This window comes from Bacillus sp. AFS077874 (genome assembly GCF_002566505.1).
Taxonomy (GTDB): Bacteria; Bacillota; Bacilli; order Bacillales; family Bacillaceae_G; genus Gottfriedia.
On record NZ_NUYF01000012.1, the window covers coordinates 154,341 to 179,739 of the forward strand.

At 33.2% G+C, this 25,399-nt stretch carries 23 protein-coding genes; 15 read left to right on the top strand and 8 right to left on the bottom strand.

Annotated elements, in window-relative coordinates:
• Positions 1-12 precede the first annotated feature (12 nt).
• The 3 genes from COJ46_RS13435 to COJ46_RS13445 are packed head-to-tail and all read right to left on the bottom strand — an operon-like array spanning position 13 to position 3,592.
• Positions 13-1,146, bottom strand: a complete 1,134-nt coding sequence (locus COJ46_RS13435; protein ID WP_097975919.1) for a Ger(x)C family spore germination protein — start codon at positions 1,144-1,146, stop codon at positions 13-15.
• Positions 1,143-2,213: a GerAB/ArcD/ProY family transporter gene (locus COJ46_RS13440; RefSeq protein ID WP_097975917.1), complete on the bottom strand. Its 1,071-nt coding sequence runs from the start codon at positions 2,211-2,213 to the stop codon at positions 1,143-1,145. Before COJ46_RS13440 ends, COJ46_RS13435 begins: the two co-directional genes overlap by 4 nt.
• Positions 2,210-3,592: a spore germination protein gene (locus COJ46_RS13445; RefSeq protein WP_097975915.1), complete on the bottom strand. Its 1,383-nt coding sequence runs from the start codon at positions 3,590-3,592 to the stop codon at positions 2,210-2,212. The genes COJ46_RS13440 and COJ46_RS13445 overlap by 4 nt, the downstream gene beginning before the upstream one ends.
• Before the next feature lie 319 nt (positions 3,593-3,911).
• Here COJ46_RS13445 and COJ46_RS13450 point away from each other — a divergent pair, with 319 nt between their 5' ends.
• Genes COJ46_RS13450 through COJ46_RS13460 form a run of 3 tightly spaced genes read left to right on the top strand, consistent with a single transcriptional unit; the run spans position 3,912 to position 7,571 of the window.
• Entirely contained in the window at positions 3,912-6,230 is a 2,319-nt protein-coding gene (locus COJ46_RS13450; RefSeq protein ID WP_097975914.1) for a xanthine dehydrogenase family protein molybdopterin-binding subunit, read from the top strand.
• A gap of 1 nt (position 6,231) precedes the next feature.
• Positions 6,232-7,065 (top strand): FAD binding domain-containing protein, encoded by an 834-nt coding sequence (locus tag COJ46_RS13455; RefSeq protein WP_097975912.1) that lies wholly within the window; start codon positions 6,232-6,234, stop codon positions 7,063-7,065.
• The gene (locus tag COJ46_RS13460; protein WP_097975911.1) at positions 7,065-7,571 is read left to right on the top strand and encodes a (2Fe-2S)-binding protein; all 507 of its coding nucleotides are present in this window, start codon (positions 7,065-7,067) and stop codon (positions 7,569-7,571) included. The genes COJ46_RS13455 and COJ46_RS13460 overlap by 1 nt, the downstream gene beginning before the upstream one ends.
• Before the next feature lie 22 nt (positions 7,572-7,593).
• Here COJ46_RS13460 and COJ46_RS25020 read toward each other — a convergent pair whose 3' ends face one another.
• On the bottom strand, positions 7,594-7,716 hold the full coding sequence (locus COJ46_RS25020; protein ID WP_286133535.1) for a hypothetical protein: 123 nt from the start codon (positions 7,714-7,716) through the stop codon (positions 7,594-7,596).
• A 13-nt stretch (positions 7,717-7,729) separates the two neighbouring features.
• Positions 7,730-8,167, bottom strand: a complete 438-nt coding sequence (locus COJ46_RS13465; RefSeq protein WP_097975909.1) for a hypothetical protein — start codon at positions 8,165-8,167, stop codon at positions 7,730-7,732.
• A gap of 347 nt (positions 8,168-8,514) precedes the next feature.
• Here COJ46_RS13465 and COJ46_RS13470 point away from each other — a divergent pair, with 347 nt between their 5' ends.
• The 6 genes from COJ46_RS13470 to COJ46_RS13490 all read left to right on the top strand — a co-directional run bounded on the left by COJ46_RS13470 (position 8,515) and on the right by COJ46_RS13490 (position 14,758).
• The gene (locus tag COJ46_RS13470; protein ID WP_097975907.1) at positions 8,515-9,549 is read left to right on the top strand and encodes an AI-2E family transporter; all 1,035 of its coding nucleotides are present in this window, start codon (positions 8,515-8,517) and stop codon (positions 9,547-9,549) included.
• Positions 9,550-9,704: 155 nt separating this feature from the next.
• Positions 9,705-9,854 (top strand): hypothetical protein, encoded by a 150-nt coding sequence (locus tag COJ46_RS24500; protein ID WP_176522521.1) that lies wholly within the window; start codon positions 9,705-9,707, stop codon positions 9,852-9,854.
• Positions 9,855-9,989: 135 nt separating this feature from the next.
• Positions 9,990-11,969, top strand: coding sequence for an alkyl/aryl-sulfatase (locus tag COJ46_RS13475; protein WP_176527943.1), 1,980 nt, complete (start codon positions 9,990-9,992; stop codon positions 11,967-11,969).
• Positions 11,970-12,689: 720 nt separating this feature from the next.
• Positions 12,690-14,177: an amino acid permease gene (locus tag COJ46_RS13480; protein ID WP_097975902.1), complete on the top strand. Its 1,488-nt coding sequence runs from the start codon at positions 12,690-12,692 to the stop codon at positions 14,175-14,177.
• A 125-nt stretch (positions 14,178-14,302) separates the two neighbouring features.
• Entirely contained in the window at positions 14,303-14,491 is a 189-nt protein-coding gene (locus tag COJ46_RS13485; protein WP_097975901.1) for a hypothetical protein, read from the top strand.
• A gap of 12 nt (positions 14,492-14,503) precedes the next feature.
• The gene (locus COJ46_RS13490) at positions 14,504-14,758 is read left to right on the top strand and encodes a spore coat protein (protein WP_097975899.1); all 255 of its coding nucleotides are present in this window, start codon (positions 14,504-14,506) and stop codon (positions 14,756-14,758) included.
• A gap of 40 nt (positions 14,759-14,798) precedes the next feature.
• On the opposite strand, the gene COJ46_RS13495 is transcribed toward COJ46_RS13490, so the two are convergent.
• Both COJ46_RS13495 and speB read right to left on the bottom strand, forming a co-directional pair.
• A complete protein-coding gene (locus COJ46_RS13495) occupies positions 14,799-15,380 on the bottom strand; it encodes a TetR/AcrR family transcriptional regulator (protein WP_176522519.1) in 582 nt (193 codons plus the stop codon).
• A 436-nt stretch (positions 15,381-15,816) separates the two neighbouring features.
• A complete protein-coding gene (speB, locus tag COJ46_RS13500) occupies positions 15,817-16,761 on the bottom strand; it encodes an agmatinase (RefSeq protein WP_097975895.1) in 945 nt (314 codons plus the stop codon).
• Positions 16,762-17,032: 271 nt separating this feature from the next.
• Between speB and COJ46_RS24505 the strand changes: the two genes are divergently transcribed.
• The 3 genes from COJ46_RS24505 (at position 17,033) to COJ46_RS13510 (ending at position 20,739) form a co-directional block, all read left to right on the top strand.
• Positions 17,033-17,182, top strand: coding sequence for a hypothetical protein (locus COJ46_RS24505; protein ID WP_176522518.1), 150 nt, complete (start codon positions 17,033-17,035; stop codon positions 17,180-17,182).
• An 812-nt stretch (positions 17,183-17,994) separates the two neighbouring features.
• The gene (locus tag COJ46_RS13505; protein ID WP_097975893.1) at positions 17,995-19,176 is read left to right on the top strand and encodes a CaiB/BaiF CoA transferase family protein; all 1,182 of its coding nucleotides are present in this window, start codon (positions 17,995-17,997) and stop codon (positions 19,174-19,176) included.
• 30 nt (positions 19,177-19,206) lie between these two features.
• A complete protein-coding gene (locus COJ46_RS13510; protein ID WP_097975891.1) occupies positions 19,207-20,739 on the top strand; it encodes a long-chain-fatty-acid--CoA ligase in 1,533 nt (510 codons plus the stop codon).
• Positions 20,740-20,794: 55 nt separating this feature from the next.
• Here the strand turns inward: COJ46_RS13510 and COJ46_RS13515 are convergent, their stop codons facing one another.
• On the bottom strand, positions 20,795-21,406 hold the full coding sequence (locus COJ46_RS13515; protein WP_097975889.1) for a TetR/AcrR family transcriptional regulator: 612 nt from the start codon (positions 21,404-21,406) through the stop codon (positions 20,795-20,797).
• 223 nt (positions 21,407-21,629) lie between these two features.
• Here COJ46_RS13515 and kynU point away from each other — a divergent pair, with 223 nt between their 5' ends.
• The 3 genes from kynU (at position 21,630) to COJ46_RS13530 (ending at position 25,380) form a co-directional block, all read left to right on the top strand.
• On the top strand, positions 21,630-22,916 hold the full coding sequence (gene kynU / locus COJ46_RS13520) for a kynureninase (protein ID WP_098566005.1): 1,287 nt from the start codon (positions 21,630-21,632) through the stop codon (positions 22,914-22,916).
• A gap of 38 nt (positions 22,917-22,954) precedes the next feature.
• Complete coding sequence (locus COJ46_RS13525) at positions 22,955-24,385, top strand: amino acid permease (protein WP_097975886.1); 1,431 nt, start codon at positions 22,955-22,957, stop codon at positions 24,383-24,385.
• Between the two features lie 200 nt (positions 24,386-24,585).
• Positions 24,586-25,380: an alpha/beta fold hydrolase gene (locus COJ46_RS13530; RefSeq protein ID WP_335448535.1), complete on the top strand. Its 795-nt coding sequence runs from the start codon at positions 24,586-24,588 to the stop codon at positions 25,378-25,380.
• Positions 25,381-25,399: the final 19 nt, after the last annotated feature.

A 25,399-nucleotide genomic window follows, 5' to 3' on the forward strand; every position in this document is an offset into this window, starting at 1 on the left:
ATCTTTTTTAAATTATTCTTCAAGTTGAGACTCTGTTCCAATTGCTCCTGTACTTAATATGGTAACGGTCACTTTCGGTTTGATTTCAATAGTAGGATATTCCTTTTGCCAATTTAGTTTTCGCCATTCTTCTGGCTGATGTTCTTTTAAATATCTTCCAATACCAAGCACATCACTATTTGCAACCTGAATTTCTTTGATTACTTCTTGAGCTCTTTTATTTAAATCTTTCTTAATAATGGAACACATTTCTTTTTCTTTTAACATTTTAATTGATGTAATTCCGTCTATTCTAACAAATGCATCAACTTTTAAATTTACTTTTATTTTATCTTTAGAAGTCGTAATAGAGAAATTATTTCTAGGTCTAATGATTTCATAAGATATTGTATTGTATGGTGCTTCATATTTTTTAGGAAGCTTTGTAATAAAATGGCCGGTATTTCCATATTTCCCCATCAGCATTAAAAGAACAGGAGATTGTTCAGAAGTTATGAAATGACCAGTATAGCTAGCATTATGCATTAGTCCTGCACCAACAACTTCTACTCGTTTATCTGATACATCTACAACTGGGATTGTGAAATCAATTCCATCTTCAGAACTATAAGTAAAAATATTAAATAACTCCATTTTTTGAGCGATGGAGGTTGACTCGGCATTTTCAATTGTATCCCTTAATATAAATGACAATGGTTTTGAACCAACGGTTTTTAATGCCAAAACGTTTTTTGCAGGTTGCTTATTTGTAATAGCGACAGATACATTTAGATTTGAAAATGTTCTACGCCGAAAGGTACTTAAAAGATGAATAAATTTAGTTTTCGAGAAATCTTCACCTAATAATATAACCCTCGTTTTTGATGTCGTTATATCTCCGGGTAAAAATGATTGTATTTCCATCCCAGCATGAGATACTGAATTCTGTATAGATTTAACAGATTCATTTTGGAAATCGAAGACGCCAGCTCCTCTTCCGATAATATCAAGTATTAGTGCATTCACCTCAATTTTTTTATCTTGATCGATATCAATACTAATCCCATTTACTAAGGTTTTTTCTGTAATGGTTCTTGAATCCCAGCAACCAGTAGCTACTAAAAGAAATAAAAATAAACAAATAATGATTATTGACTTGCGAATCAATTGATTAGCCCCCTAACTTTATTAATTAGGAACAATAGGCATGGAATAATAATAATAAATAATGGGTCTAAATAACTACCGAAATTTACAATTGTTTCTCTTCTGATTAGATGGAAGGAAACTAACGGATAAAAAGCAAATACTACTATAATGATGAAAAGTAATATGCTTTTCCTATTTTTTACAATTAATGAAAGTCGTTTATGTACATCTTCACTAACGATATAAATATAGCTAACTACTGTAGCACAAATGACAATTGTCCATAAGCTTAAAAATATCGTATCTAAACTTTCAATCATTTTCGAGTGATAGGTTTTAAAAATATATAGAATGGGGTCTATGATATAACTATTTTCTTTGTTACTTAATCGAATATAGGAAGTAATAATAATAAAGGTATAAAAAATTGTCGTAAAGAAATTTGCAAAAGATAAAGTAAATAATTTCTTTTTTGTATCTTGAAAGTTTGGCGCTATAAATAAAAAGATTTCAAAACCTAACATTTCAATAAAGGACGAATAAGCACCGGAGCCAATCTTTTTTATTGGATATTGGCCAATAGGTAATATTCTGCCAATATGAACATTATCATAAGCAGATAGTAAAAATAAGATAAAGATTAGAAAGATAAAAGTACAAAGTACATATGTTCTAGCAATTGTTAGAATGTCATTTTTCGCAACAATATACGCTGTTAATAAAAATAAAATGAGTATAAGCCAAGATGGGCTTTTAGGAAAAATCCATATCGTAATAATATCTGAAAATCTCATCGATACTACAAGCACAACATACAAAAAATAGACGTAATAACAAATATTTATACATGTTCCAATGAATGGATTCGTTATTATTTTTGTATAGTCAGTAAAGCTTTTGTCTGGAAATTTTTTATATAAACTATAATAAAGAAGTATTAAAATTTGAACAATCATGCCACCTACTAGAGTTGAAATCCATCCGTCATGGCCAGCAACTTTATACATATTATTAGGAAAGCTAGTTATAGCAACACCGAATTGCGTAAATATAATTAAATAGAATAGGTGTTTATTATTAATCATGACGATTTCCCCTTTCTATTTTTAAAAAGAACAAACTCAGAGAAACCTGGATTTTCAACATATCGAAAACTAAAGGCTTTAATTTTTGATAGGTGAGCAAAAATCATAAAGACGCCTAAGCTAATTCCGATAAATCCAAAAATTGATGCAAGGATTAAGAGTGGTATCCCCATGATTCGTGCTGCAATCGACATTTCCCTTGATGGAAGTGAAAATGATGCAATGGCAGTGACTGCAATCACAACAACCATAGAATTTGAGATTAAATTCGTTTGTACAATAGCCGTCCCAATAACAATTGCTCCGACAGTACCAATTGTTGATCCGATTGGATTTGGGAGTCTTAAAGGTGCTTCCTTCAAAAGCTCTAAAATAATAATCATTGTTAAAGCTTCGATCAATGGTGGAAGAGGGACATTTTCAATTGATAGTTTTAAAGTATAAAAAATAGAAACAGGTAAAATATTCGAATGATAAGTGGTAACTGCGATATAAATTGAAGGTATTAATACTGCGATCCAAAATGCGAAAATTCTTAAAGAATAAAAAAATACTCCAAAAAGCCATCTGAAATTAAAATCTTCTGTACTCCGAAAATAACCATAAATATCATAGGGAAATAATAAAGCGTTAGGGTCATTATCAATTATAATAGCAGGCTTTCCCGTTACTAAATGACGAATTGTACGATCCGGCCTTTCAGTGTACATCACTTGTGGAAATATAGAAGTCGGATACTCTTCTATACTATTTTGAATATGAACAGCCTCAATCATTTTTTTAGGTTCAACTTGTCCACGTAACTCAAGCTTTTTAATTTTTTGCTCAATTGTTTTAATCATTGATTGAGGAGTGATATCGTTCAAATAAATAATGGAAAGCGATATAGGATATTTTTTACCAACTGTTATATTTTTTATGATTAGCTCCTTTGTACGTAGTCTTTTTCGAATTAAAGTTGAATTAATTTTAAGACTCTCAACAAAACTGTCATGAGGACCTAGTGAAACTGTTTCAGTACTTGATTCTGTGATAGAACGATCGCTATTATTACTAGGTGCAGAATAGGATTTGGCTTTATTTTTATTGTTATCATTAAAAACAATGACATTTCCCGAAAGAATGGCTTGTATACATTCATCAAGAGTATATGCATCATCAGAATCTAATATAGTCGTGATGATTCGACCTGAATGATCTTTTGAAACTAATCGTTCTAATATATGTGTTTGAATAACCTCTGAATCGATCATTGTATCTAGATAACATAAATGAAGAGTTACTTCACCAATTGAATATTTTTTATATTTAAAATCTGAACTTGAATGAAATTCGTTTTGTACTTCCTCAAGCATGGAGGTTTTTTCATTTACTTCCATTTAAACCAACTCCTTAAAAACTCCGCAATGAATATAAGTATTATTCCCTTTTGTAAATTGGATATGTATGGAAATTGATCTTGTAATTACTAAAGTCTTTAAATATGAATATTTAAGATCATAATTAGGTTGTAAATTAATTAAACCCTATATTTCATAGTTATGATTAAGATGCCTGATTCTCCTATCTGGGCATTTTTTTAGTATTCAAAACATAAATTTTTAAAGTATCTCATATAAAAGAAAGCTTAAATTAACTATTGCTAAAGTATAAAATACATTGTGAAATGTTTTTTACGAAAGGGGTTGAGAACACATCATGCATATAATTGGTAAAGGAATACCCCGAAAAGAGTCTTTCGAAAAAGTTACTGGCTATGCAAAATATACGGACGATTTTGAGGCAAATGATATGCTTCATGCTCAATTAGTAACAAGTCCATACGCGCATGCGATCATTAAAAATATTGATGCAACTGAAGCTCTAAACGTGCCAGGTGTCAGAAAAATAATATTTGGTGAAAATCTACCTTTAGTTGGAGAAGGAATACTTGATCGTCATCCAATTGCATTTGACCGAGTTCGGTTTTTTGGAGAAGTAGTAGCAATCGTTGTAGCAGATACAAAGTATCAAGCAAATCAGGCTGCTAGTTTAGTGAAAGTACAATATGAATTACTGACTGTTGTAAATTCTCCGTCGGAAGCACTTAAACAAAATGCTCCTCTTTTACATCCTAACCTAGGAGAATATGAAAAAACAGAAGGGGTTTACCCAGAGCCAGGAACTAATATAGCTACAAGAATTAAAATTCGAAAAGGCGATTTTAACAAAGGTTGGAGAGAAAGTGAAGTAATGGTTGATGAGAGTTTTGCTTTTAGACCATCAGATCATGCTGCAATGGAGACAAGATGTTCATTTGCGCAAATACATCATGATGGCACTATTGAGATTACTACTTCTTCACAAAGCCCTTTTATGGTAAAGGATTTGATTGGTGATTATTTTGGAATAAAACCTGGAAAAATCATTGTAAACACGCCTTTTGTTGGTGGGGGATATGGTGGAAAAGGGGCAGTCCAGTTAGAAATTTTAGCTTTTATTGCTTCACGAGCTGTAAATGGCAGATTAGTAAAAATATTAAATAGTCGTGAACATGATATGCTTTCCTCGCCAGTGCATATTGGCCTTGAAGCGAATGTAAAACTAGGATGTACAAAAGAGGGAATGCTCAAGGTTGCAGAGATTCAATTTTTATGGGATGGCGGAGCGTATGCTGATAAATCAATTGATTTAACTCGGGCAGGAGCAGTTGATTGTACAGGACCTTATAATATCGAAAATATTTGGTGTGATTCTTTTTGTATGTATACAAATCATCCGTATCCAGCACCTTTTAGAGGTTTTAGTCATTCAGAAGTACATTTTGCATTCGAAAGAGCGATGGATATTCTTGCTAGGAAATTAAATATGGACCCGATTGAACTAAGAGAAAAAAACGCAATTAAACCAGGTGATCAAACGCCTACTCAAGTTGTATTAAATTCAAGTACAGTTGGAAATCTACCAAAATGTATTGAAAAAATGAAAGAATTAATCAATTGGGAAGAAGGTCAGGTCATTGACTTAGGAAATCATAAAGTAAGGGCAAAAGGAATTAGTTGTTCTTGGAAAACTTCTACAATTACACCAAATGCTAGTTCAGGTGTCATATTAATCTATAATGCTGACGGTAGCATTAATTTACTTTCGGGTGTAGTAGAGCTGGGTCAAGGTACAAAAACAATTCTTGCTCAAATGTTAGCAGAGATTCTAAAAATGGACGTAGACGATATTCATGTTCAAATGAAGATTAACACATTAAATACACCTGAGCATTGGAAAACTGTTGCAAGTAGAGGGACATTCATGGCAGGAAGAGCTTTGCTAGCAGCTGCAGAAGATTTAATTAGACAATTAAAAGATCTAGCTTCATTTGTATTACGTGCTCCTGTTGAGGATTTAGAAGTCGGTTATGGAAAAGTATTTATAAGGAGTGAACCTACTAAAAATATACCAATTAAAGAGATTGCTTATGGATACACATTTCCAAATGGGAATTCGATTGGTGGACAAATAATAGGAAGGGGACATTATATTTTAACTGGACTAACACGTATAAATCGGGAAACCGGTGCTGGAAAACCAGGACCAGAATGGACGGTTTGTGCACATGGTGTAGAAGTAGAAGTTAATCTGAAAACATATGAATATAGGATTCTTAAAGCTGTTACAGCTGTTGATATTGGCAATGTACTAAATAGTAAGACGGCAACTGGTCAAGTTAAAGGTGCAATGAGTATGGGACTATCCTTTGCCGGTAGAGAAACTTTTAAATTTGATTCGCAAGGGAAAGTCCTAAATCCGCAATTACGAACATATCGACCAATACGATTTGGAGAGAATCCTAAATATGAAGTTGCGTTTATTGAAACTCCACAAGTCGATGCTGTATTTGGTGCACGAGGGGTAGGGGAACATGGATTACTAGGAATGCCAGCTGCTCTTGGAAATTGTCTTTCTACTGCAATTTCGGCTGAAATTTACAATTTACCAATTATCCCAGAACTATTATGGAAAGTAAAAGAAGGTGGGAACTAGCTTGTTATCTTCTAATATAGATTACTATAAACCAACGACGATTAAAGAAGCATTGGAGACTTTTTATTTTTTAAAAGCGAAAAACAAGAGGCCAATCTATTATGCAGGTGGTACAGAAATCATAACGCTTGGTCGATTAAATTTGGTTGAAACAGATGCTCTTATTGATATTAAGGAACTAAAAGAGTGTCAATTATTTGAGTTTAATGAGGACTATTTAATCTCTGGAGCCGTCATTTCACTTACTGATATTGAAGAAAAAAACTTATTTCCATTACTTTCTAAAGCGTCTATGGAAATAGCTGACCGGACTGCTAGGAATAAAATAACTTTAGGTGGAAATTTATGCGGCCAAATTTTTTATCGTGAAGCGATTTTACCATTCCTACTATGTGATAGCCAGGTGGTTATTGCAGGGTACAATGGAATAGAGGCTTTTCCAATCGAACAAATCTTCAATCAAAACTTACAACTCCAAGACGGACAACTTTTAATCCAACTTTTAACGGAAAAGAAATATATCAATCTACCATATATGAGCATAAAAAAACGTCAGCAATGGGATACGGGTTATCCATTACTGACGATTGCATCTATTAAATTGGATAATCAATTGCGTTTTGCTTTTAGTGGGCTATGTCCTTTTCCATTTCGTTCAAAGCAAATGGAAGCTGAGCTCAATAATACGAACTCGAGTGTGGAAGAAAGAATACAAAAAGCAATTCAATTTATTCCTGGTGAAGTACTGGACGATGTAGAAGGTTCAAAAGAGTACCGACTATTTGTACTAAAAAACACAATAGAAGAGATCCTGATCGAAATGGAGGGAAGGTAATGGACCAGTCTCCAAGCAAAAAATTAAGTGTTGCTTTAAGTATTAATGATGAAATTCGACAAGTGGAGATTCGTCCAGTTGATACTCTCCTGTATGTGTTACGAACTAAATTAGGTCTAACTGGAGCAAAGCCAGGTTGCTTAAATGGAGATTGTGGGGCTTGTTCAGTTGTAGTAAATGATACAGTATATAAATCGTGTATAATGCTTGCCATCGAGGCAGTTGGGCAAAAAATAACAACAATTGAAGGGCTAAAAGATTCACCTATACAAAAAGCATTTGTTGAAAATTTTGCGTTTCAATGTGGTTATTGTACGCCTGGATTTATTATGAATTGTCATTCTCTTTTATTAAAACAACCACATCCAACTTATAAAACGATGAAGGAGTGGCTATCTTCCAATATTTGTAGATGCACATGCTATGAAGAGATTGAAGAAGCAGTTTCATCAGTTATCGAAAATAGAGAAAAACCAATAAATAATGAGTTCGAAAAAGACGAATAGTGATCTTTTAACTCATCGGTGTTTACGATGTTGAGTCACTAGGTTTTCTTTGTGTAAAGAAGAAAATAAACGAAATGACGGAAATTGCCATAAGAAAAACTTGGGTATCAGTAGGTCTTACTGTAGGGATATCTGTTAAAGCCATAATCACCATTCCTTTATTTACTAAAGATTCGCGGATCAATATCAAAATGTTTTGAAACAATTTTTTTACAAAAGTAATATGTTTTTTTTAGAAAAGGAAGTGTCGGTTCGCTAACTGGCGCACCAAAAATGGGCCCACTGACATTGAGTGAGAATCTACCAGGTCCTATAACAGAGCTTACAACACGAACTTCATCAATTAATAATAAAATAGCAATGATTATATCGATTACATCAATGAGAGAATTTGTAAATTGATCTCCATATTTACTTTCTACACGTTCTCTACCTAATAAGGGTCCACTTAGAGAAAGACTAAATTCTCCAGACGTTACAAATACACCTATTATCGTAATTTGGCCAGTTAATAATAAGGCTGCAGCGGCGACATTTAAATCTCTTTGAAGAGTAGCGATAATACGAAGATCTTCTTTAATTTTATAGTCATTCATTGGATCACACCCTCATGCCTATTGTATTCAGCAAGTGCCCAAGTGTGAATGAAAAGGGAAGTGGAACAAATATTGACACAAAAAGTTCAATTAAAAGCTGCGGCTAGACTTAAATTGTCTGCTGCAGCTTTATTTTTGGTATTAGAATTGGTAAAATATAAAGTGGCGCTTTTCAACATTAAGAATTTGTTAAATGAAATTCATAATTGAAGATTTTATTAAATAAAAATGAAAAGAGAAGCAACTGTATGAACCACTTCCTTTGGGATGTGGTTATGTTTTTATTATAAAAATTAAGATTTCCATACTACTCAGGCAAAATAATATCTAGGTAAGGGGGTTGTGGAATGGAGGTCAAAAAATTTTTTCAAAGTAGTACGTTTAGACGACTAGCCATGATGGCTTGTATCATTCTTGTACTAATCTTAACTCGCAAAATAATAAATTTAATTTTACTAATTTTCATTTTTACTTATTTAATGGATCGAGTACATAAATTTATTATTAATAGAGTAAACAAGATTTTACCGGTTAATCGGTTAGTAGTTGTCTATTCTTTGTATATAGTTATTGTGGCAGCTTTAGTCATAGGGATTTATAATTATTTACCTGTTATTACAACTCAAGTTGTCCAACTAATCGTACAAATAAAGACGTTTTATATGAATCCACCAGATGAGAAAATCATCAATTATATTGTTACCGCAATTAAAAAGGTTGAAATATCAGGTTATACTGAGCAAGGATTAGATTTTTTATATAAGTATGCCTCTAATATTAGCCAATGGGGGATTGAAGTATTAATTGCTTTAGTTCTGAGTTTCTTTTTTCTACTTGAAAAACCTAGGATTATTGCATTTACCAAAAAGTTTGAAAATAGTAAAATATCACTTTTTTATTATGAGATGGCTTATTTTGGAGAAAGATTTTCACGTTCTTTTGGTAAAGTGATTGAAGCTCAGTTTTTAATTGCATTGGTGAATTGTATTTTATCGGTGATCGCATTAAGATTTATGGGATTTCCACAGCTAATCGGTTTAGGCTTCTTGATATTCTTGCTTGGACTAATCCCGGTTGCTGGTATGTTTATCTCGTTAATTCCACTTTGTACGATAGCTTATACAATTGGTGGCATGGCGCATATCATGTATGTCATTTTGATGATTTTTGTTTTACATGCACTTGAAACCTATTTTTTAAATCCAAAGCTAATATCAGCTAAGACGAACTTACCAGTTTTTTATACTTTTCTAATTCTTGTTTTTTCTGAACGATTTTTTGGCGTTTGGGGACTTATTATTGGTATACCAGTTTTCATCTTTTTATTAGATGTATTGGGTGTTACAGATCATGAAAATAAAGAGATAGAAACAACGAAATAAAAATGAAAAGATGATATCGTGTAGACGATATCATCTTTTTTTCTATTTAACCTACATATTGATTTCTGAATTGAATTTCCAGTATTGCACTAATCTTGACATAAACTGGTATTTGCTGGACAAACTAAACAAAAATATGTTTAAGGAGTTTATTAGTGAATAATACGGAACAATCTACTTTAGTAGTAAGTTTAGAAAAGAATATTCAATACTTAAAAGAAAAATTTAATCACTCTACTGATTTGAAAATTATTAGCACCATTTATACCATTTCATCCGAAAGAAATGAAAGATGCTCTATTTAGAGGCGATTTAAGGAAGCTTATTAATAGTAAACATACATATCCTCATAAAAAATAAATTGGATCAAGAACTAACTTACTGAAGTACTTATGTTGCTTTTGTTCCAATGCTATCTGTTAATTAGAAGGAGTAAAATCATGTTTAAAGCAAAAGGATTAACATTTTTACTAATAATAACATGTTTGTTTAGTACCACCTTTTCACAAAACGTTTTTTCCCAAGCCATGCCTCCTACTAAATATACAATTAAGTCAAATGCAAAAATTTATAGCGAATTAAATTTCAATGATAAGCAAGATTTTAATGATGCTCATAAAGGATTCATAGCACCATTAATTCATAATCAAATTAAAAATAAAAAAGGTGAAATTATTTGGGATCGTAATCAATATTCAATTATTAATGATGGGCCTGCTCCTTTAACTGTCAATCCATCTTTATGGAGGCAAGCACAATTATTAAATACGCCAGGGCTTTACAAGGTAGTTGATGGGGTATATCAAATTCGTGGACAAGATGTGTCAGTGATGACAATTGTAGAAGGTAAAACGGGTTTAATCATATTAGATACATTATCAACGATTGAAACGGCTAAAGCAGCAATGGAAGTTTATTATGCGAATCGCCCTAAAAAACCAGTTAGTGCAGTAGTTATTAGTCATAGTCATGCTGATCATTTTGGAGGGGTGAAAGGGGTTGTACAGTACGCCACAAATCCAGAAAATGTACCAATTATTGCTCCATTAAACTTTTCGAAGGAAGTAGTAAGTGAAAATATCCTATTAGGTAACATCATGTCACGTAGGGCAGGGTATATGTTCGGATATCTTTTACCCGTAAATAAAAAAGGATACGTAACAAATGGGATAGGTCCTAGAATTAGTACAGGTACAATCAGCTTTTTTCTACCGACAATTGAAATTAAAGATAAAGTACAAACGATGGAAATAGATGGAATTAAATTCAAGTTTTTATTAACGTTAAATACTGAAGCACCTTCAGAAATGCATTATTACATAAATGATTACAAAACGGTAGTAGTGGCTGAAAATACAGGTCATACAATGCATAATTTTTACACTTTAAGAGGAGCAAAAACACGAGATGCGTCAGAGTGGGTAAAAGCTTTGGATCATACAATTAAGTTATTTGGTAATGAAGAAATCGATGCATTAGTTACAGCTCATAGCTGGCCGTTATGGGGGAAAGCTCGTGTAATAGAGCAACTTACAAAGCAACGAGATTTGTATAAATACATTCATGATCAAACAGTTCGTCTAGCGAACCAAGGGTACACTGCAGATGAAATAGCCGAACAAATAAAATTACCTGCTAGCCTTGATAAATATTGGGCGAATCGAGGATATTATGGTAATTTGAAGCAAAATGCTAAAGCAATTTACAATTATTATTTAGGTTATTTTAGTGGGAACCCATCTGATTTAGATCGACTTCCACAAATAGAGACTGGAACTAAATACGTTCAATACATGGGTGGAGAAAAGAAGGTTCTGAAGCTTGCAAAAATGGATTATGACAAAGGTCAATATCGATGGGTAGCACAAGTTTTGAAAAATGTCGTTATGGCAAATCCGAATAACAAAGAGGCAAAGATGTTACTAGCTAAATCTTACGAGCAGTTAGGATACAGTGCCGAATCTGCAGCTTGGAGAAATGTTTATTTGACGGGTGCACAGGAATTGAGAAAAGGTATTAGGAAGACAGATGATTCACAAACATTAAGTACTGTAGACCAACAAGCCATCTTAAATATGAAAGTTAATGACTTTTTTGATTTTATTTCGATTACCCTAAATGGTCCAAAAGCGGAGAATAAGCGTTTTACATTCAATGTGAATTTTACTGATTTGAAAACAAATTATACAATTGATATAAAAGACGCCGTTTTTAATTATAATGATGGAACAACTTCAAATCCTGATGCAACACTTCTTGTAGATAAAGTAACTTTTTATTTAATGATGTATGGGAAACTGGATATAAATCAAGCAATTGCAAATGGAAAGTTAAGCATTACAGGGAATATAGAGAAATTTAAAGAGATGGTTACTTTATTTGATCACTTTAATCTTTGGGTTAATATCGTTACCCCATAATAAAATGATATAATCATTCTTCGAGAGTTATGGAGAATGATTTTTTTTTGTATTTTTCGTTCTAAAAATTTCAGAAATTAATAAACGAGTTTTATTCATTTTTTTGTATATAGTTGATATCAATAAAGAAAAAAATCAGGACATTTTTACTAAAAATAGAGTGAGGATTTTCATATAGACAGATTCTTTATATTAGTATTTCTATCAAGATTAGAGCTGTAATAAATAAGGGAATTCAGTTTTACATGATAACGAAGCGCTTTCATTATATAATATTTTCCAATCTGTAAATTAATAGTTGAACTATCTTGAACTAGGACTTAATATATATTTATTGTTTCAAATAAATATACGGTTTTTGAAAATTTAGCTATTCTTAAATAACTCTAAATTATCTAAACAATGAAAAAACTCCTTCTATTTTTCGTCATATTATGATAATTTTAATTAAGTACATTTCAATGATGAAAGCAAAAAAAATGAAAACGCTATCATCATTGAAGGGACAAGCTTTATTTCTTTGTTAAATTTAGAAGGTAGGATTTTCATCTTTACATCGCTCTCGTTCCAGGATTAGTATTAAAATAGGTAATACGGAATGTGTTTTGTAATTTCTTGGCGAAAGACAAATTGTCAAAGAATAGATTGGAATGCGAGCTTTTAAAGATTTAAACAAACCTTCTTTGGAGAAATTTCATTTTAAAATAAAGAGGTGTATTCATGCAAAATACAAATCGTAAAACTGATTTCACTGTTCAAAGTAACGCGCCTAAAAAAGAGCAATTAGAAAGAAAACTAAAAACAAGACATTTAACAATGATCGCTATGGGTGGTACGATTGGTACTGGTTTATTTTTAGCGAGTGGAGCAACGATCCATGATGCAGGACCAGGTGGAGCTCTGGTTGCTTATTTAATTGCTGGTATCATGGTTTACTTCCTGATGACTAGCTTAGCCGAAATGGCAACTTTAATTCCAATTTCGGGTTCTTTTAGCACATATACTTCAAGATTTGTCGATCCAGCGCTTGGTTTTGCAGTTGGTTGGAATTATTGGTATAACAATGCGATTATCCTTGCTTTAGAATTATCAGCTTCGGCTTTAATTATGAAATATTGGTTCCCGCATACTCCAGGGATCGTATGGAGTTCTATATTCCTTGTTTTAATTTTTGGATTAAATGTATTATCTGTAAAAGGATATGGGGAATCTGAGTTTTGGTTTTCAATTATTAAAGTAGCTACAATTATTATTTTTATTGTAATTGGATTATTAATGATTTTCGGTATTATGAGTGGTCATACAGGTGGATTTGATAACTTCACAAAAGGAGAAGCACCATTCAAAGGTGGTCTCTTATCAATCTTTAGTGTATTTATGATTGTAGGTTTTGCTTTCCAAGGAACTGAAATGGTCGGAGTAACGGCCGGGGAAAGTGAAAATCCTGAAAAGAATATTCCAAAAGCGATCAAGCAAATCTTCTGGCGTATTTTATTATTCTACGTATTAGCGATTTTCGTTATTGGCTGTTTAATCAGCTACACAGATCCAAACTTATTAGGTGGAGACGTTGATAGTATTGCGATCAGTCCATTTACTTTAGTATTTAAACATGCAGGACTTGCTTTTGCAGCTGCTGCAATGAATACAGTTATCTTAACTTCAGTTTTATCAGCTGGGAATTCAAGCTTATACGTTGGTTCTCGTGTACTTTGGGTATTAGCTGAAGAAGGAAAAGCACCAAAGTTCTTAAGAAAAGTAAACAAAGGTGGAGTTCCAGTTAGTGCATTAATTGCGACAACTTTAATTGGTGCGGTTTGCTTCTTAACTTCATTATTTGGTGATGGTACAGTATACTCTTGGTTATTAAATGCAGCAGGCTTAGCTGGTTATATTTCTTGGTTAGGTATCTCAATTACGCATTACCGCTTCCGTAAAGCGTATATTGCTCAAGGAAGAAAATTAAAGGATCTACCTTATTTAGCAAAATGGTTCCCACTAGGTCCAATTTTAGCGACAGTTTTATGTTTAGTTGCAATGCTTGGAACGAACTATGGAGCATTTACTGGAGACAAAATTGACTGGTATGGTATTGCAGTTTCTTATATTGGACTACCATTATTTATTCTTGGATATCTTGGCTATAAAGTAGTGATGAAAACGAAAAAGGTTAAATTAGAAGATGCTGACTTCAGCAGTGAGAGTTAATTAAATTTGACAAACAGTTTAAAGCTCAATCTATTAATTGGATAGATTGAGCTTTTTTTACGTATTTTTTTTTAGAATTTAGGAAAATTAATAAAGTAATTTTATGTTCGAAAGGAGATTTTAATATGGACAATTCATTAACAGAACTTGAATTAGAAAACCTGCGTCATATTATCGGAGGGCATAGTACAATCGCAAATAAATTAGAGGCTTATGCTCAAAATTGCTCTGATCCAGAATTAAAAGCATTACTACAAAGAGATGCTCAATCAGCACAGCAATCAAGACAAGAACTTTTAAATTTTTTAGGATAAGGAGATGGTAAGATGTTTCAAGACAAAGATATGGTAAATGATTATTTAGCAGGGCTTAACGCTAGTTTAGCGGCTTACGCTGGATATATTAATGAATCGAATAATTCAGAATTAAGACAAACTTTAATTCAATTACGTAATCAAGATGAAGCGCGTCAACGCACATTGTACAATTATGCATTACAAAAAGGATTTTACAAACCAGCAGCACCTGCGGATGACAATTTAGTTCAGCAGTTTAAATCAGAATTAACAGCTAATCAGTAATATGAGAAAAAAGCATTCGTTTAATCGAATGCTTTTTTTGCTATTCATTTTGAAAACCGTACCAAAAATTCCTCCATATATTCGATATTCTTGGTTTCATCTTTTCTGCTCCATAATAGGATAGTTCGATAAAGATTCCATCGATCAAACAATAATAAGACATAACGAAATCTTCTACATTTCCTGTTCGAATTTCACCATTTTTAATCCCTTTATCAATCACTGATCTTAAAATAGCTGACATTGCTTCCTCTGATTCCATGAACTGTGTATGTAATTGCTCCTTTAAAGGTTCAGGAGAAAAAAAGACAGCGCGATTCACGAATGTAGATTGCTCCTCGAATTCAATATAATATTCAAATGTTACGTTTAGAATTTGGTAAAGCTGTTCCTTCGCTGAAAGTTCGCTTATTTCACCCATCAGCTCGTCTACTTTTTTCACATGAAGCCATAAAATATTCTCATAAATAGTAAGAAAGATTTCCTCCTTACTTTTAAAATGGTTATATATTGACGGCTTCTGAATGCCAACTGCTTTAGCGATTTCAGTTAAACTAGTACCCTCATAACCATTTTTGGAAAACAGGGAAAGTGCTGCTGCAATAATCTTATCCTTTGTCATCTTCATCCTCCGAAACTAACTCTTGTTAGCTAGATTATAAACTGGAATCTTTGTGAAGTCTAAAAATTGTTTATTTTTATTGTAAAAAAGGTTTATTTGGCGGAGATAGAGCATTGTATTGGTTATGCTGTTTAGAACCTTGGAGTAGTGCATAAGGGTGTCATGAGGAAGTAAAAAGTGAAAAACCTGATTGATATTTCCTCATAAAGGTGTCATGAGGAAGTAAAAAGTGAAAAACCTGAATCATACTTCCTCATAAAGTGTTCATGAGGAAGTAGAAAGTGAAAAACCTGAATCATACTTCCTCATAAAGTGTTTATGAGGAAGTAAAAAGTGAAAAACCTGAACTATACTACCTCATATAGGGGGTATGAGTAAGTAAAAAAGCAAAATACTGAAAATGAGTTACTCGTAAATAGTAACAGAGCTTTCTAAATTACTTTGAGCTTTCTTTTTTAATTTGCAATGTAGCTAAACTAGCAAATTCATGAACTAGCGTTGCAGCTAATAGTGATGTGATTTGAGTTGGGTCATAGGATGGGAGTACTTCAACGACATCAAAACCAATAAAATTGAAATCGGTTAATGAGCGAATCATTTTTAATGTTTCCATACTATTGTATCCACCTACTTCAAGAGTCCCAGTTCCTGGTGCACAAGAAGGGTCGACGAAATCGATATCAAAAGTTAAGAAACATGGTGTATCTCCAATTACTTCTTTCATTTCTTTTAGTATACTTTCAAAACTACGTTCATACATTTCCGGTGTTGTAATTACATTGTAACCAAGTTCATGGCTAGCATCTATATCTCCAGGATGATTCAAAGTGCCTCGAATACCTAGTTGGAATACTTTGTTTGGAATAAGAAGACCTTCTTCGTGAGCTCGGATAAATGGTGAACCATGCCAATATTTTTCATCGTAATATGTATCCCAAGTGTCAGTATGGGAATCAAAGTGAATCATCGCAACAGGGCCATGTTTTTTTGCCGCAGCGCGTAGGTTTGCTAAAGTAATCGAGTGGTCACCACCTAAACCGATAGGGATAATATTAAGATCCATTAATTCAAACATTGCGTCTTCCATTAGTTTATAGCTTCGATGAATATTATGAGGAATAACTGATACATCTCCAATATCGATGGCATTGCTTTCGTCAAATGGATATACCTTATGAATCGGATGATATGGGAATAAAGTCATAGAAGCTTGTCGGATTGCTTGAGGAGCAAATCGTGCACCAACACGAAATGAGGCTGCAGTATCAAAAGGCATGCCAACGATTGCTAATTTCGCGTTTTCTCTTGCAGATGGTAATCTCATAAATGTTCCAGTTGTACAAAACTCAGGTTTTACATCAGGTGAAAGTGGATATTTCACAAAAATCATCTCCTAATTTTTTATTCCGGTTATTAACTACCGGTAGTTAGTTTAATTAGATTATAGTTTGTTAAATCTGAATAGTCAAACTATTAATTTGGAAAAAGATGCTTATTTTGGAATCAAAAAAAGTGATTGCTTATTTAGACAGCCTTTTTAAGCCATTAACGATTGCTCATTCTTTATTTGAAGTTAGTCAATTCCGTGGGATATGAGAAGGGTTTTTGTAAATAATATAATTGTTTAAAACAATTATATTAGGAGGGATTTTATGCCACAGAATCAGCAAGGAAAAGGGAATATGGGTACAAATATGAAATCAGGAACTAATCCTCAAAAAGTAAAACAACAAATTCAAAGTGATGTTAGCCATGGACAAGGAGCAATGACTTCTCGTGAGGCAGGGGCAATGCGTGATTAAAAAATCATTTTTTAGTGGTTTTTTAAGCAATTTATTTCAAAATTGAATAAAGAAAACTAGTAAAAAAAATGCACCGACCATTTAGTGGTCGGTGCATTTTTTTACCTTCAATATGAAATAGTAATCGCATTATCTTTTAATGATTAAACTAATTACTGTATTCTGTTCATCATCGTTTTTTTGGAGGTTTCGTATCCAAAATATCGTTCGGATAGGTGTTTGTGTAGATCATATCGTTAAATCGTTTGTTAAACCATTCTTGTGTGGGGTACATGTTGTGTCTCCTTCAGTAGAACGAAATATATAAGTGCGAATTATATTAAATTTTTTATGAATATTTAATTATGTATATTTATTATAAGCTTTATATAAATATTCAAATAGTGTAATTTTCTCCAATACATGTTGCAAATTTTCGCCTAATACTATTAAGGGGAAATTAACCACAACTAAAACTAATCGTGCAATAAGACTACCAAATGTCATTCAAGGTCTATTGCTTCCTTTACAGAAGATCTAAATTCACAGGTTCATGAGTTAGTAAAAATGCAAAAATATGAAAATACCATACTTATAACAGGTTCATAACACTGGATTCTTAATTGACAAACTCTTTTTTCAACAGTCTGAAAAAACCATTCTTAAAATGAATGGCTTTTTACTTAGAAAAATGAAACCTAAAATGATTAAAAACAGGGTAGAAAAGAAATTAATCTAAAAAAGGAAAGATACAAAGTAATCTAGAATAATTAATGTACACGAGAAACGATAGAGATGGAGGGAGAAATGATATTGAATAGTAGGTTTATTATATGTTAAATAAATTGAAAATTCTGGATTTTACACGTCTTTTACCGGGTCCCTATGCAACTATGATACTTGCGGATTTAGGTGCAGAAGTATTACGAATCGAATCTCCATATCATCCCGACTTATTACAAACTTCACCTCCATTTGATGGAGACCAATCTGCCTCACATCAAGCGATTAATCGTTCTAAGAAATCTATTACCCTTGATTTAAAAAGCGAAGAAGGTACTGAAATAATCTATAAGTTAGTGAAGGAATACGATATTGTCATTGAGCAATTTCGACCAGGAGTGTTGGAAAAGCTTGGCTTAAGCTATGAGCAATTAAAGAAAATAAATTCGAAACTAATTTACTGTTCAATTACAGGTTATGGTCAAACAGGTCCGTATCGAAATCGAGCAGGGCATGATAATAACTATCTTTCATTAACTGGTGTTTTGAGTTATTCAACAAGAAAGAATGAGCGTCCAGTTCCGATGGGAATCCAGATTGCAGACCAAGTAGGTGGATCGTTACACGCGATTATTGGTATTTTAGCGGCTGTCATTCATCGTGAGCAAACTGGTGAAGGACAGTGGGTTGATATTAGCATGACAGATTGTACTTTTGCGTTGCAATCTTTAATGGGTTCTGGTTGGTTAACTCAAAAAATTAATCCAAAGTCTGAAGAACATCTTTTAAATGGAGGCGTGTTTTATGACTATTACGAAACAGCAGATGGGCGATTCTTTTCAGTTGGCAGTCTCGAACCTTCTTTTCGAAAACAGCTTTGTGAGGCATTAGAAATCATGCCATTTCTTCCTTATTCTTTTAGTGAGGAGAAGGATGAGATCGATTTATTTAAAAATGAAGTAAAGCGTGCATTTAGTCAGAAAACGTTTAATGAGCTAAAAGAAATTTTTAGTAAATTTGATGCCTGTGTTGAGCCAGTTTTAACTTTTGAAGAAGCATGTGATCATCCTCAAGTAAAAGAAAGGGGGCTTTTAGTAAACGTCCAAAGGAATGATGGTACAAATCAATTGCAAATTGGAACACCTTTTAAATATTCAGTATTTAAACCTACCTATCAGCATGTTGGAGTAAAACCAGGGACGAATTCAAAAGAGGTTTTATTAAATTTAGGATATGATGATCAAACAATTAATCGATTCATTGAAAAGGGAGTTATTAGGTCAGTTGATTAAATCTAAATTATTTAATACGGGGGTAAGCAAATGAGTTTTGGAAATGTATTATCGTTAAACGCACAAAGGCACCCAGATAAATTAGCATTAGTCTATCAAGACCGTACATACACATACATGGAATTCAATAAAGTGGTTAATCGTTTTGCATGGGGATTACAGAAACTAGGTTTAAAAAAAGGTGAAAAAATTGCTCTGATGATGGCAAACTCTGACTTGTTTGTGATTAGTTATTGTGCTGCTGTAAAAGTAGGTGCTGTTGTCGTTCCAATTAACTTCCGTCTTGTTTCTCGAGAAGTTGAATATATTCTAGAGCAGTCGGATAGCGTGATGGTTGTTTGTGATTCAGAACTAGAAAAAGTCGTTTTAGATGCATCAAAGTCCTCATCGAAAGTAAGAAATATCATAACTGCTCCTCTAGCTTCATCGCCGAATTGTTTAAGCTTCTTTGATGTGTTGTCATCTATTGACGAAGATCCCCAAGTAGAGATTTCAGGAGACGATGATTTTCATTTACTTTATACTTCGGGTACGACTGGACAACCAAAGGGTGCGCTTTTCGACTATAAACGAATTGAAAAGCTCATAAATGGATTGTGTGCGGTAATGGGACAAAGCTGTCAGGATCGGCTTTTACATGTTGCTCCATTATTCCATTGTGCGCAGCTAGTAATCTTTCTATTACCAGGTTTATATTTAGGAATGACAAATATTATTCATCGAGAATTTAATCCGGTAAATGTTTTAAAGGATATCGAAAAATATAACATTACTTTATTTTTTGGTGTTCCTACAATGTATAACTATTTACAACAAGTTCCAAATGCTGATCAATATGACCTTTCTTCAATAAATAGATGTGCATACGGTGCAGCTCCTATGCCTCCTGAAATCTTAATGAAAAGTATGAAATTATTTAATACAAATCAATTTTTCAGCTTATGTGGTTTAACAGAAGGGGGACCTACAGGGGTTTATCTTTCTCCAGAAGATCATGAACACCATTTAGGAAAAACAGGAAAAACACCTTTACTCTATACAGTTATTAAAGTAGTTAATAGACAAAATGAAGAAGTTTTACCTGGTGAAGTTGGTGAATTAATTCTAAAAGGTGAAACAATCATGAAGGAATATTATAAAAAGCCAAAAGAAACAGTAGATACGATAAAAGATGGTTGGTTATATACAGGAGATTTAGCCGTAGTAGATGAGGAAGGATATATCACGTTAGTTGATCGTAGTAAGGATATGTTAATTTCTGGCGGCGAAAATATTTATTCAATTGAAATTGAAAATGTTTTATATGAGCATCCTTCTATTTTGGAAGCAGCAGTGATTGGTACGCCTGATGCTAAATGGGGAGAGGTTGTAACAGCAATTGTCGTATTAAAACCAGGGCGTCGTCTATCTTTTGAGGAGATTGGATCTTTTTGCCGTGAAAGAATGGCAGGTTATAAGATTCCTAGAGTTGTTGAATTTATTGATCAGCTTCCTCGAAATGCATCTGGGAAAGTACAGAAGTTTATATTGCGTGAAATGTATAGTCGTGCTAATTCAAAATAGAATTCAAAAAGAGCTCAAACTTAGAAGTTAAAGTTTGAGCTTTTAAATTTGGTTCTTAATAAAGACCAGTTGTATAAAGTGATGTGATTGTGTTTGCAATTTCTTCAATTGTATAATGCTGTTCATCTCGAACGATTTCCCATAAGTACATCTCATTTGTATAAAACCAAGCACGCGCGACTAGTTCATGATTTAATTCTTTTCTTGCTAATCCAGTTTCTTGTGCATATGAAACATCGAGTGATATGCGATCAATAAACTTTTCACGAATTGATTTCCATTTGTCTGAGATGATTTCAGATACTCCAATAGCTTGTTCAAAAATTTGCATCATGTTTCGCTCATCTTCTGCCATTTTTAGAAAAGAAGTAGCTTGTTTATAAATAATCGATTCAGCGGATTCTTTCGTTACAGGAAAAAAGGAAGTTTCGGCAATTTCATAAAACCTTTCCATTACATTTTCCATTAACACAATTAAAAGCTCTTCTTTCCCTTTAAAGTGTACATAAGCTGTTCCATAACCAATATCGGCTTTTTTTATCATTTGTGTAATAGTCGCCTTTTGAAATCCTTCTTCAAGAAATACTTCTTTAGCAGCTTCTAGTAGTTTTTGTCTTGTCATTAATGAACGTAATTGACGCTTAGATTCTACTTTGTCATTACTCATACTGCGATCCTCCAACATATGTTACTTCTAGCATATAGGTAAATTTATAAAAATGGAAGAAATGACAGAAAAACTATGTAGAATTAACATAAAACCAGCTCTTTATAAGTAAAATTTTTTATTATCAGATTATTTGACATGATGTCATTGACATGGTGTCAGTTATTTTGATATGATTTTTTCACAATAGATTTAAATAGTAGATTGATAGAGGAGGAACAGTATGAATACGAAAGTTACAGAAGCAACATTAGAGTACGCCAAAAAAATGGACAGTCTTGATTCACTTAGGAAGTATAGAGATGAGTTTTACTTAAATCCTGAATCAATCTATATGGATGGTAATTCGTTAGGTCTACTTTCTAAAAGAGCTGAACGTACTTTACTAGAATCATTGGAAGATTGGAAGAACTATGGAATAGATGGATGGACAAATGGAAATTATCCTTGGTTTTTCATGGCTGAAAAATTAGGAGAAAAATTAGCTCCTTTAGTTGGTGCTTCACCTGAGGAAGTAATTGTAACCGGTTCCACGACGGTTAATTTACATCAGTTAGTAGCTACTTTTTTCCAACCGAATGGGAATAGAAAAAAGATATTAGCTGATGAACTTACATTCCCATCAGATATTTATGCCCTTCAAAGTCAACTACGTATTCACGGATTAGATCCTGAGCAAGATCTAATTTGCGTAAAAAGTAAAGATGGACGTTATTTAGATGAGGACGACATTATTAATGCAATGACGGAAGAAATTGCTTTGATTATTTTACCGACAGTTTTATACCGTAGTGGTCAAATTTTAGATATGAAGCGTTTAACTGAAGAAGCTCATAAACGAGGAATTTTAATCGGTTTTGATGGTTGCCATTCAGTTGGATCAATACCACATTCTTTTAGTGAGTGGGATGTTGACTTTGCTTATTGGTGTAATTATAAGCACTTAAATGGTGGACCAGGTGGTGTAGGTGGATTATTTGTTAATCGCAAACATTTTGGTGCAATGCCAGGACTTGCAGGCTGGTTTAGTTCAAGAAAAGATAAGCAATTTGATATGGAGCACACACTAACTCCTGCTGAAACTGCTGGAGCGTATCAAATCGGTACTCCACACGTATTAAGCTGTGCACCATTGATTGGATCTTTGGAGATTTTTACAGAAGCTGGAATTGATGCGATTCGAGAAAAATCACTTCGAATAAATCAATTTTTAATGGATTGTATTGAACAAGAATTAGCAGACATGGGATTTTTCATTGGATCTCCTAGAGAGGATGCACGACGAGGAGGCCATGTAAGTCTAGAGCATGAAGAAGCAGCGCGTATTTGTAAGTCTTTGAAAGAAAACGGTATTATTCCTGACTTTAGGGCACCAAATATTATTCGTCTGGCACCAGTGGCACTTTACACTTCTTACGAGGAAGTTTGGGAAGTTGTCCAAACACTTAAGAAAATAATGACTGAAAAGCAATATGAAAAATTTAAAAATGAACGTGAAGTTGTGGCGTAAGTTTAGTTGGCTATCTAAGGGGACAAGGGGATGAGGTTATGAAGAAATCCACCACTAATTATAAAATTGAAAACGAGCAAGAAAAAGGCTTAAAAAGAGAATTGAAAACTAGTCAACTAACGATGATTGCAATGGGTTGTGCGATTGGAACGGGGTTATTCCTAGGAAGCGGATTAGCAATAAAAACTGCTGGTCCAAGCGTATTACTCAGTTATGCAGTTGGTGCATTTATCGTTTTACTGCTCATGGGGTGTTTAGCTGAGATGACCGTAGCACATCCTACTAGTGGTTCGTTTGGAACAATTGCCGAAAAATATATTCATCCTATGGCGGGATATCTAGTTCGTTATTCATATTGGGTAGCACAAGTTCTTGCTGTTGGAGTAGAGGTAAGTGCAATTGCAGTCTATATGAAATATTGGTTTCCAACTGTACCTGGAATCGTTTGGATCACCTTTTTTGCAGCTGTATTAATCTATATAAATGCTACTAGTGTTAATACATTTGCAACATTTGAGTATTGGTTTTCAATGATTAAAGTAAGTGCAATTGTTGGGTTTATCCTACTTGGCTCATATGTCTTGTTTGGTTCATTTCACCATGCAAATATTGGTGTAGAGAACTTAACAAATGATGGAGGATTTATGCCATTTGGCTGGTGGGGCATGTGGGTAGCCGTCTTTATATCATTATTTAGTTTTCTAGGAACAGAAATGATAGCGGTTACAGCAGGTGAAGCAAAAGAGCCTGATATTGCTGTTCCAAAAGCTCTTAAAGCAACAGTTTTTCGTTTATCAATTTTTTATGTATTAACAATTGCAATCATGCTCATCATCGTACCGTGGAAATCAGCAGGGGTTGATGAAAGTCCGTTCGTAAAGGTAATGGAAATATTAAATATACCTTTTGCATCAGGCCTTATGAACTTTATTATTTTAACGGCAGCCTTGTCAGCGATGAATAGCCAATTATATGCGTCAACTCGTATGGTTTATTCACTCTCAAAAACGAATCATGCGCCAAAAATTTTAGGAAAAGTAGGAAAAAAAGGTGTTCCGGTAAATGCTCTTGCAGTTTCAACCATTGGTATTGTAGTTGCCGGGATCGTAAATGCAGTACTACCAGATTCCTCATATGCATTTATGATGGGAATCTCAATGTTTGGTGCAATGTTTACTTGGATGACAATTTTTATTTCACATTTATTTTTTAGAAGGAAATGGGAGCAGTCAGGTGGGCGAAATTTACCAGTAAAAATGATTGGTTTCCCTTATTTCACAATACTAGGAGCAATTTTATTGTTAGGATTAACAATTACTTCTTGGTTTACTGGCTTTAAAATTATGCTTCAATTCGGAATACCGTGGTTAATTGTATTATCTGTGGCCTACTTATTTATAAATAAAAATAAGGGTCAGAAAATTCAACGTAACAATGCAGTTTTTAAGCAGAAAGTAGATAAATTTTAAGTTCTTTATAGAAATTAGGAGTGTCTTTCATTTTTTAGACACTCCTTTTCTATTTGAAGATTATTTAGAGAAAAGAGAGGAGAAAATAGTTAAGTGCAGAATTTTGTTCATAAGATTCTTTTATGTTAGTTTTTTAATAAAGGTATTTTCTATTTAGTAAATGAAAATAGATTGATATTAATATTCTCGAATGGAGTTGAATGATTATTAATAGTAAAGTAGAACTTGAAAATTTATCAATTGCTTATAAGGATCAAGGAAAAGGAAAGCCAATCGTTTTAATTCATGGCTTTATGGGAAGTCATGAATATTGGGAAAAAGTAGTCCAAAAGCTATCTGAGGATTATCGTGTGATCGCAATTGATTTACCAGGACATGGAGACTCTACAGCTATAAAAGAAGAGCATTCAATTGAAGATTTTGCAGATGTTTTGAAAGATTTCTTAGATCAACTAAACATTAAGCAAATAACGTTATTTGGCCACTCGTTAGGAGGCTATATTACACTTGCATTCGCGGAAAGATATTCTAATTACTTAAATGGATTTTCTTTAATCCACTCTACGGCTTATCCGGATAGTGAAGAAGCAAAAAAAGGTAGGATAGCAACTAGTGATAAAGTGAAAAATGAAGGCGTGAAAAACGTAGTCGATGGGTTAATCCCTAAACTTTTCTCTCCAAAAAATATCCAAACTAATAGTGCAGAAATAGAATTAGCAAAGCAAATCGGGTATAAAACTTCAGTAGATGGCACGGTTAATGCTTTAATTAGCATGAAAAATAGACCCGACCGAAATCATGTACTTAACGATACAAACTTACCTGTACTTTTACTGGCAGGTAAAGACGATCAGATTATACCGCCTGAAAAGACTTTTTCGGTCGATAAAGAAAATATTAAAACTGCTACTTTAAACAGTGCAGGGCATATGAGTATGTATGAGTCACCTGAAGAGTTAATAAATGAAATGAAGGAATTTTTAAGTTCTTTTTAATGACAGTAAATTAGATATA

Bases quoted from the DNA above. Each gene is read 5' to 3' on its own strand.
- COJ46_RS13440 (WP_097975917.1), bottom strand. From the start codon at position 2,213: ATGATTAATAATAAACACCTATTCTATTTAATTATATTTACGCAATTC.
- COJ46_RS13445 (WP_097975915.1), bottom strand. From the start codon at position 3,592: ATGGAAGTAAATGAAAAAACCTCCATGCTTGAGGAAGTACAAAACGAA.
- COJ46_RS13450 (WP_097975914.1), top strand. From the start codon at position 3,912: ATGCATATAATTGGTAAAGGAATACCCCGAAAAGAGTCTTTCGAAAAA.
- COJ46_RS13460 (WP_097975911.1), top strand. From the start codon at position 7,065: ATGGACCAGTCTCCAAGCAAAAAATTAAGTGTTGCTTTAAGTATTAAT.
- COJ46_RS25020 (WP_286133535.1), bottom strand. From the start codon at position 7,716: ATGGCTTTAACAGATATCCCTACAGTAAGACCTACTGATACCCAAGTT.
- COJ46_RS13465 (WP_097975909.1), bottom strand. From the start codon at position 8,167: ATGAATGACTATAAAATTAAAGAAGATCTTCGTATTATCGCTACTCTT.
- COJ46_RS13470 (WP_097975907.1), top strand. From the start codon at position 8,515: ATGGAGGTCAAAAAATTTTTTCAAAGTAGTACGTTTAGACGACTAGCC.
- COJ46_RS13475 (WP_176527943.1), top strand. From the start codon at position 9,990: ATGTTTAAAGCAAAAGGATTAACATTTTTACTAATAATAACATGTTTG.
- COJ46_RS13480 (WP_097975902.1), top strand. From the start codon at position 12,690: ATGCAAAATACAAATCGTAAAACTGATTTCACTGTTCAAAGTAACGCG.
- COJ46_RS13485 (WP_097975901.1), top strand. From the start codon at position 14,303: ATGGACAATTCATTAACAGAACTTGAATTAGAAAACCTGCGTCATATT.
- COJ46_RS13490 (WP_097975899.1), top strand. From the start codon at position 14,504: ATGTTTCAAGACAAAGATATGGTAAATGATTATTTAGCAGGGCTTAAC.
- COJ46_RS13495 (WP_176522519.1), bottom strand. From the start codon at position 15,380: ATGACAAAGGATAAGATTATTGCAGCAGCACTTTCCCTGTTTTCCAAA.
- COJ46_RS24505 (WP_176522518.1), top strand. From the start codon at position 17,033: ATGCCACAGAATCAGCAAGGAAAAGGGAATATGGGTACAAATATGAAA.
- COJ46_RS13505 (WP_097975893.1), top strand. From the start codon at position 17,995: ATGTTAAATAAATTGAAAATTCTGGATTTTACACGTCTTTTACCGGGT.
- COJ46_RS13510 (WP_097975891.1), top strand. From the start codon at position 19,207: ATGAGTTTTGGAAATGTATTATCGTTAAACGCACAAAGGCACCCAGAT.
- COJ46_RS13515 (WP_097975889.1), bottom strand. From the start codon at position 21,406: ATGAGTAATGACAAAGTAGAATCTAAGCGTCAATTACGTTCATTAATG.
- kynU (WP_098566005.1), top strand. From the start codon at position 21,630: ATGAATACGAAAGTTACAGAAGCAACATTAGAGTACGCCAAAAAAATG.
- COJ46_RS13525 (WP_097975886.1), top strand. From the start codon at position 22,955: ATGAAGAAATCCACCACTAATTATAAAATTGAAAACGAGCAAGAAAAA.
- COJ46_RS13530 (WP_335448535.1), top strand. From the start codon at position 24,586: ATGATTATTAATAGTAAAGTAGAACTTGAAAATTTATCAATTGCTTAT.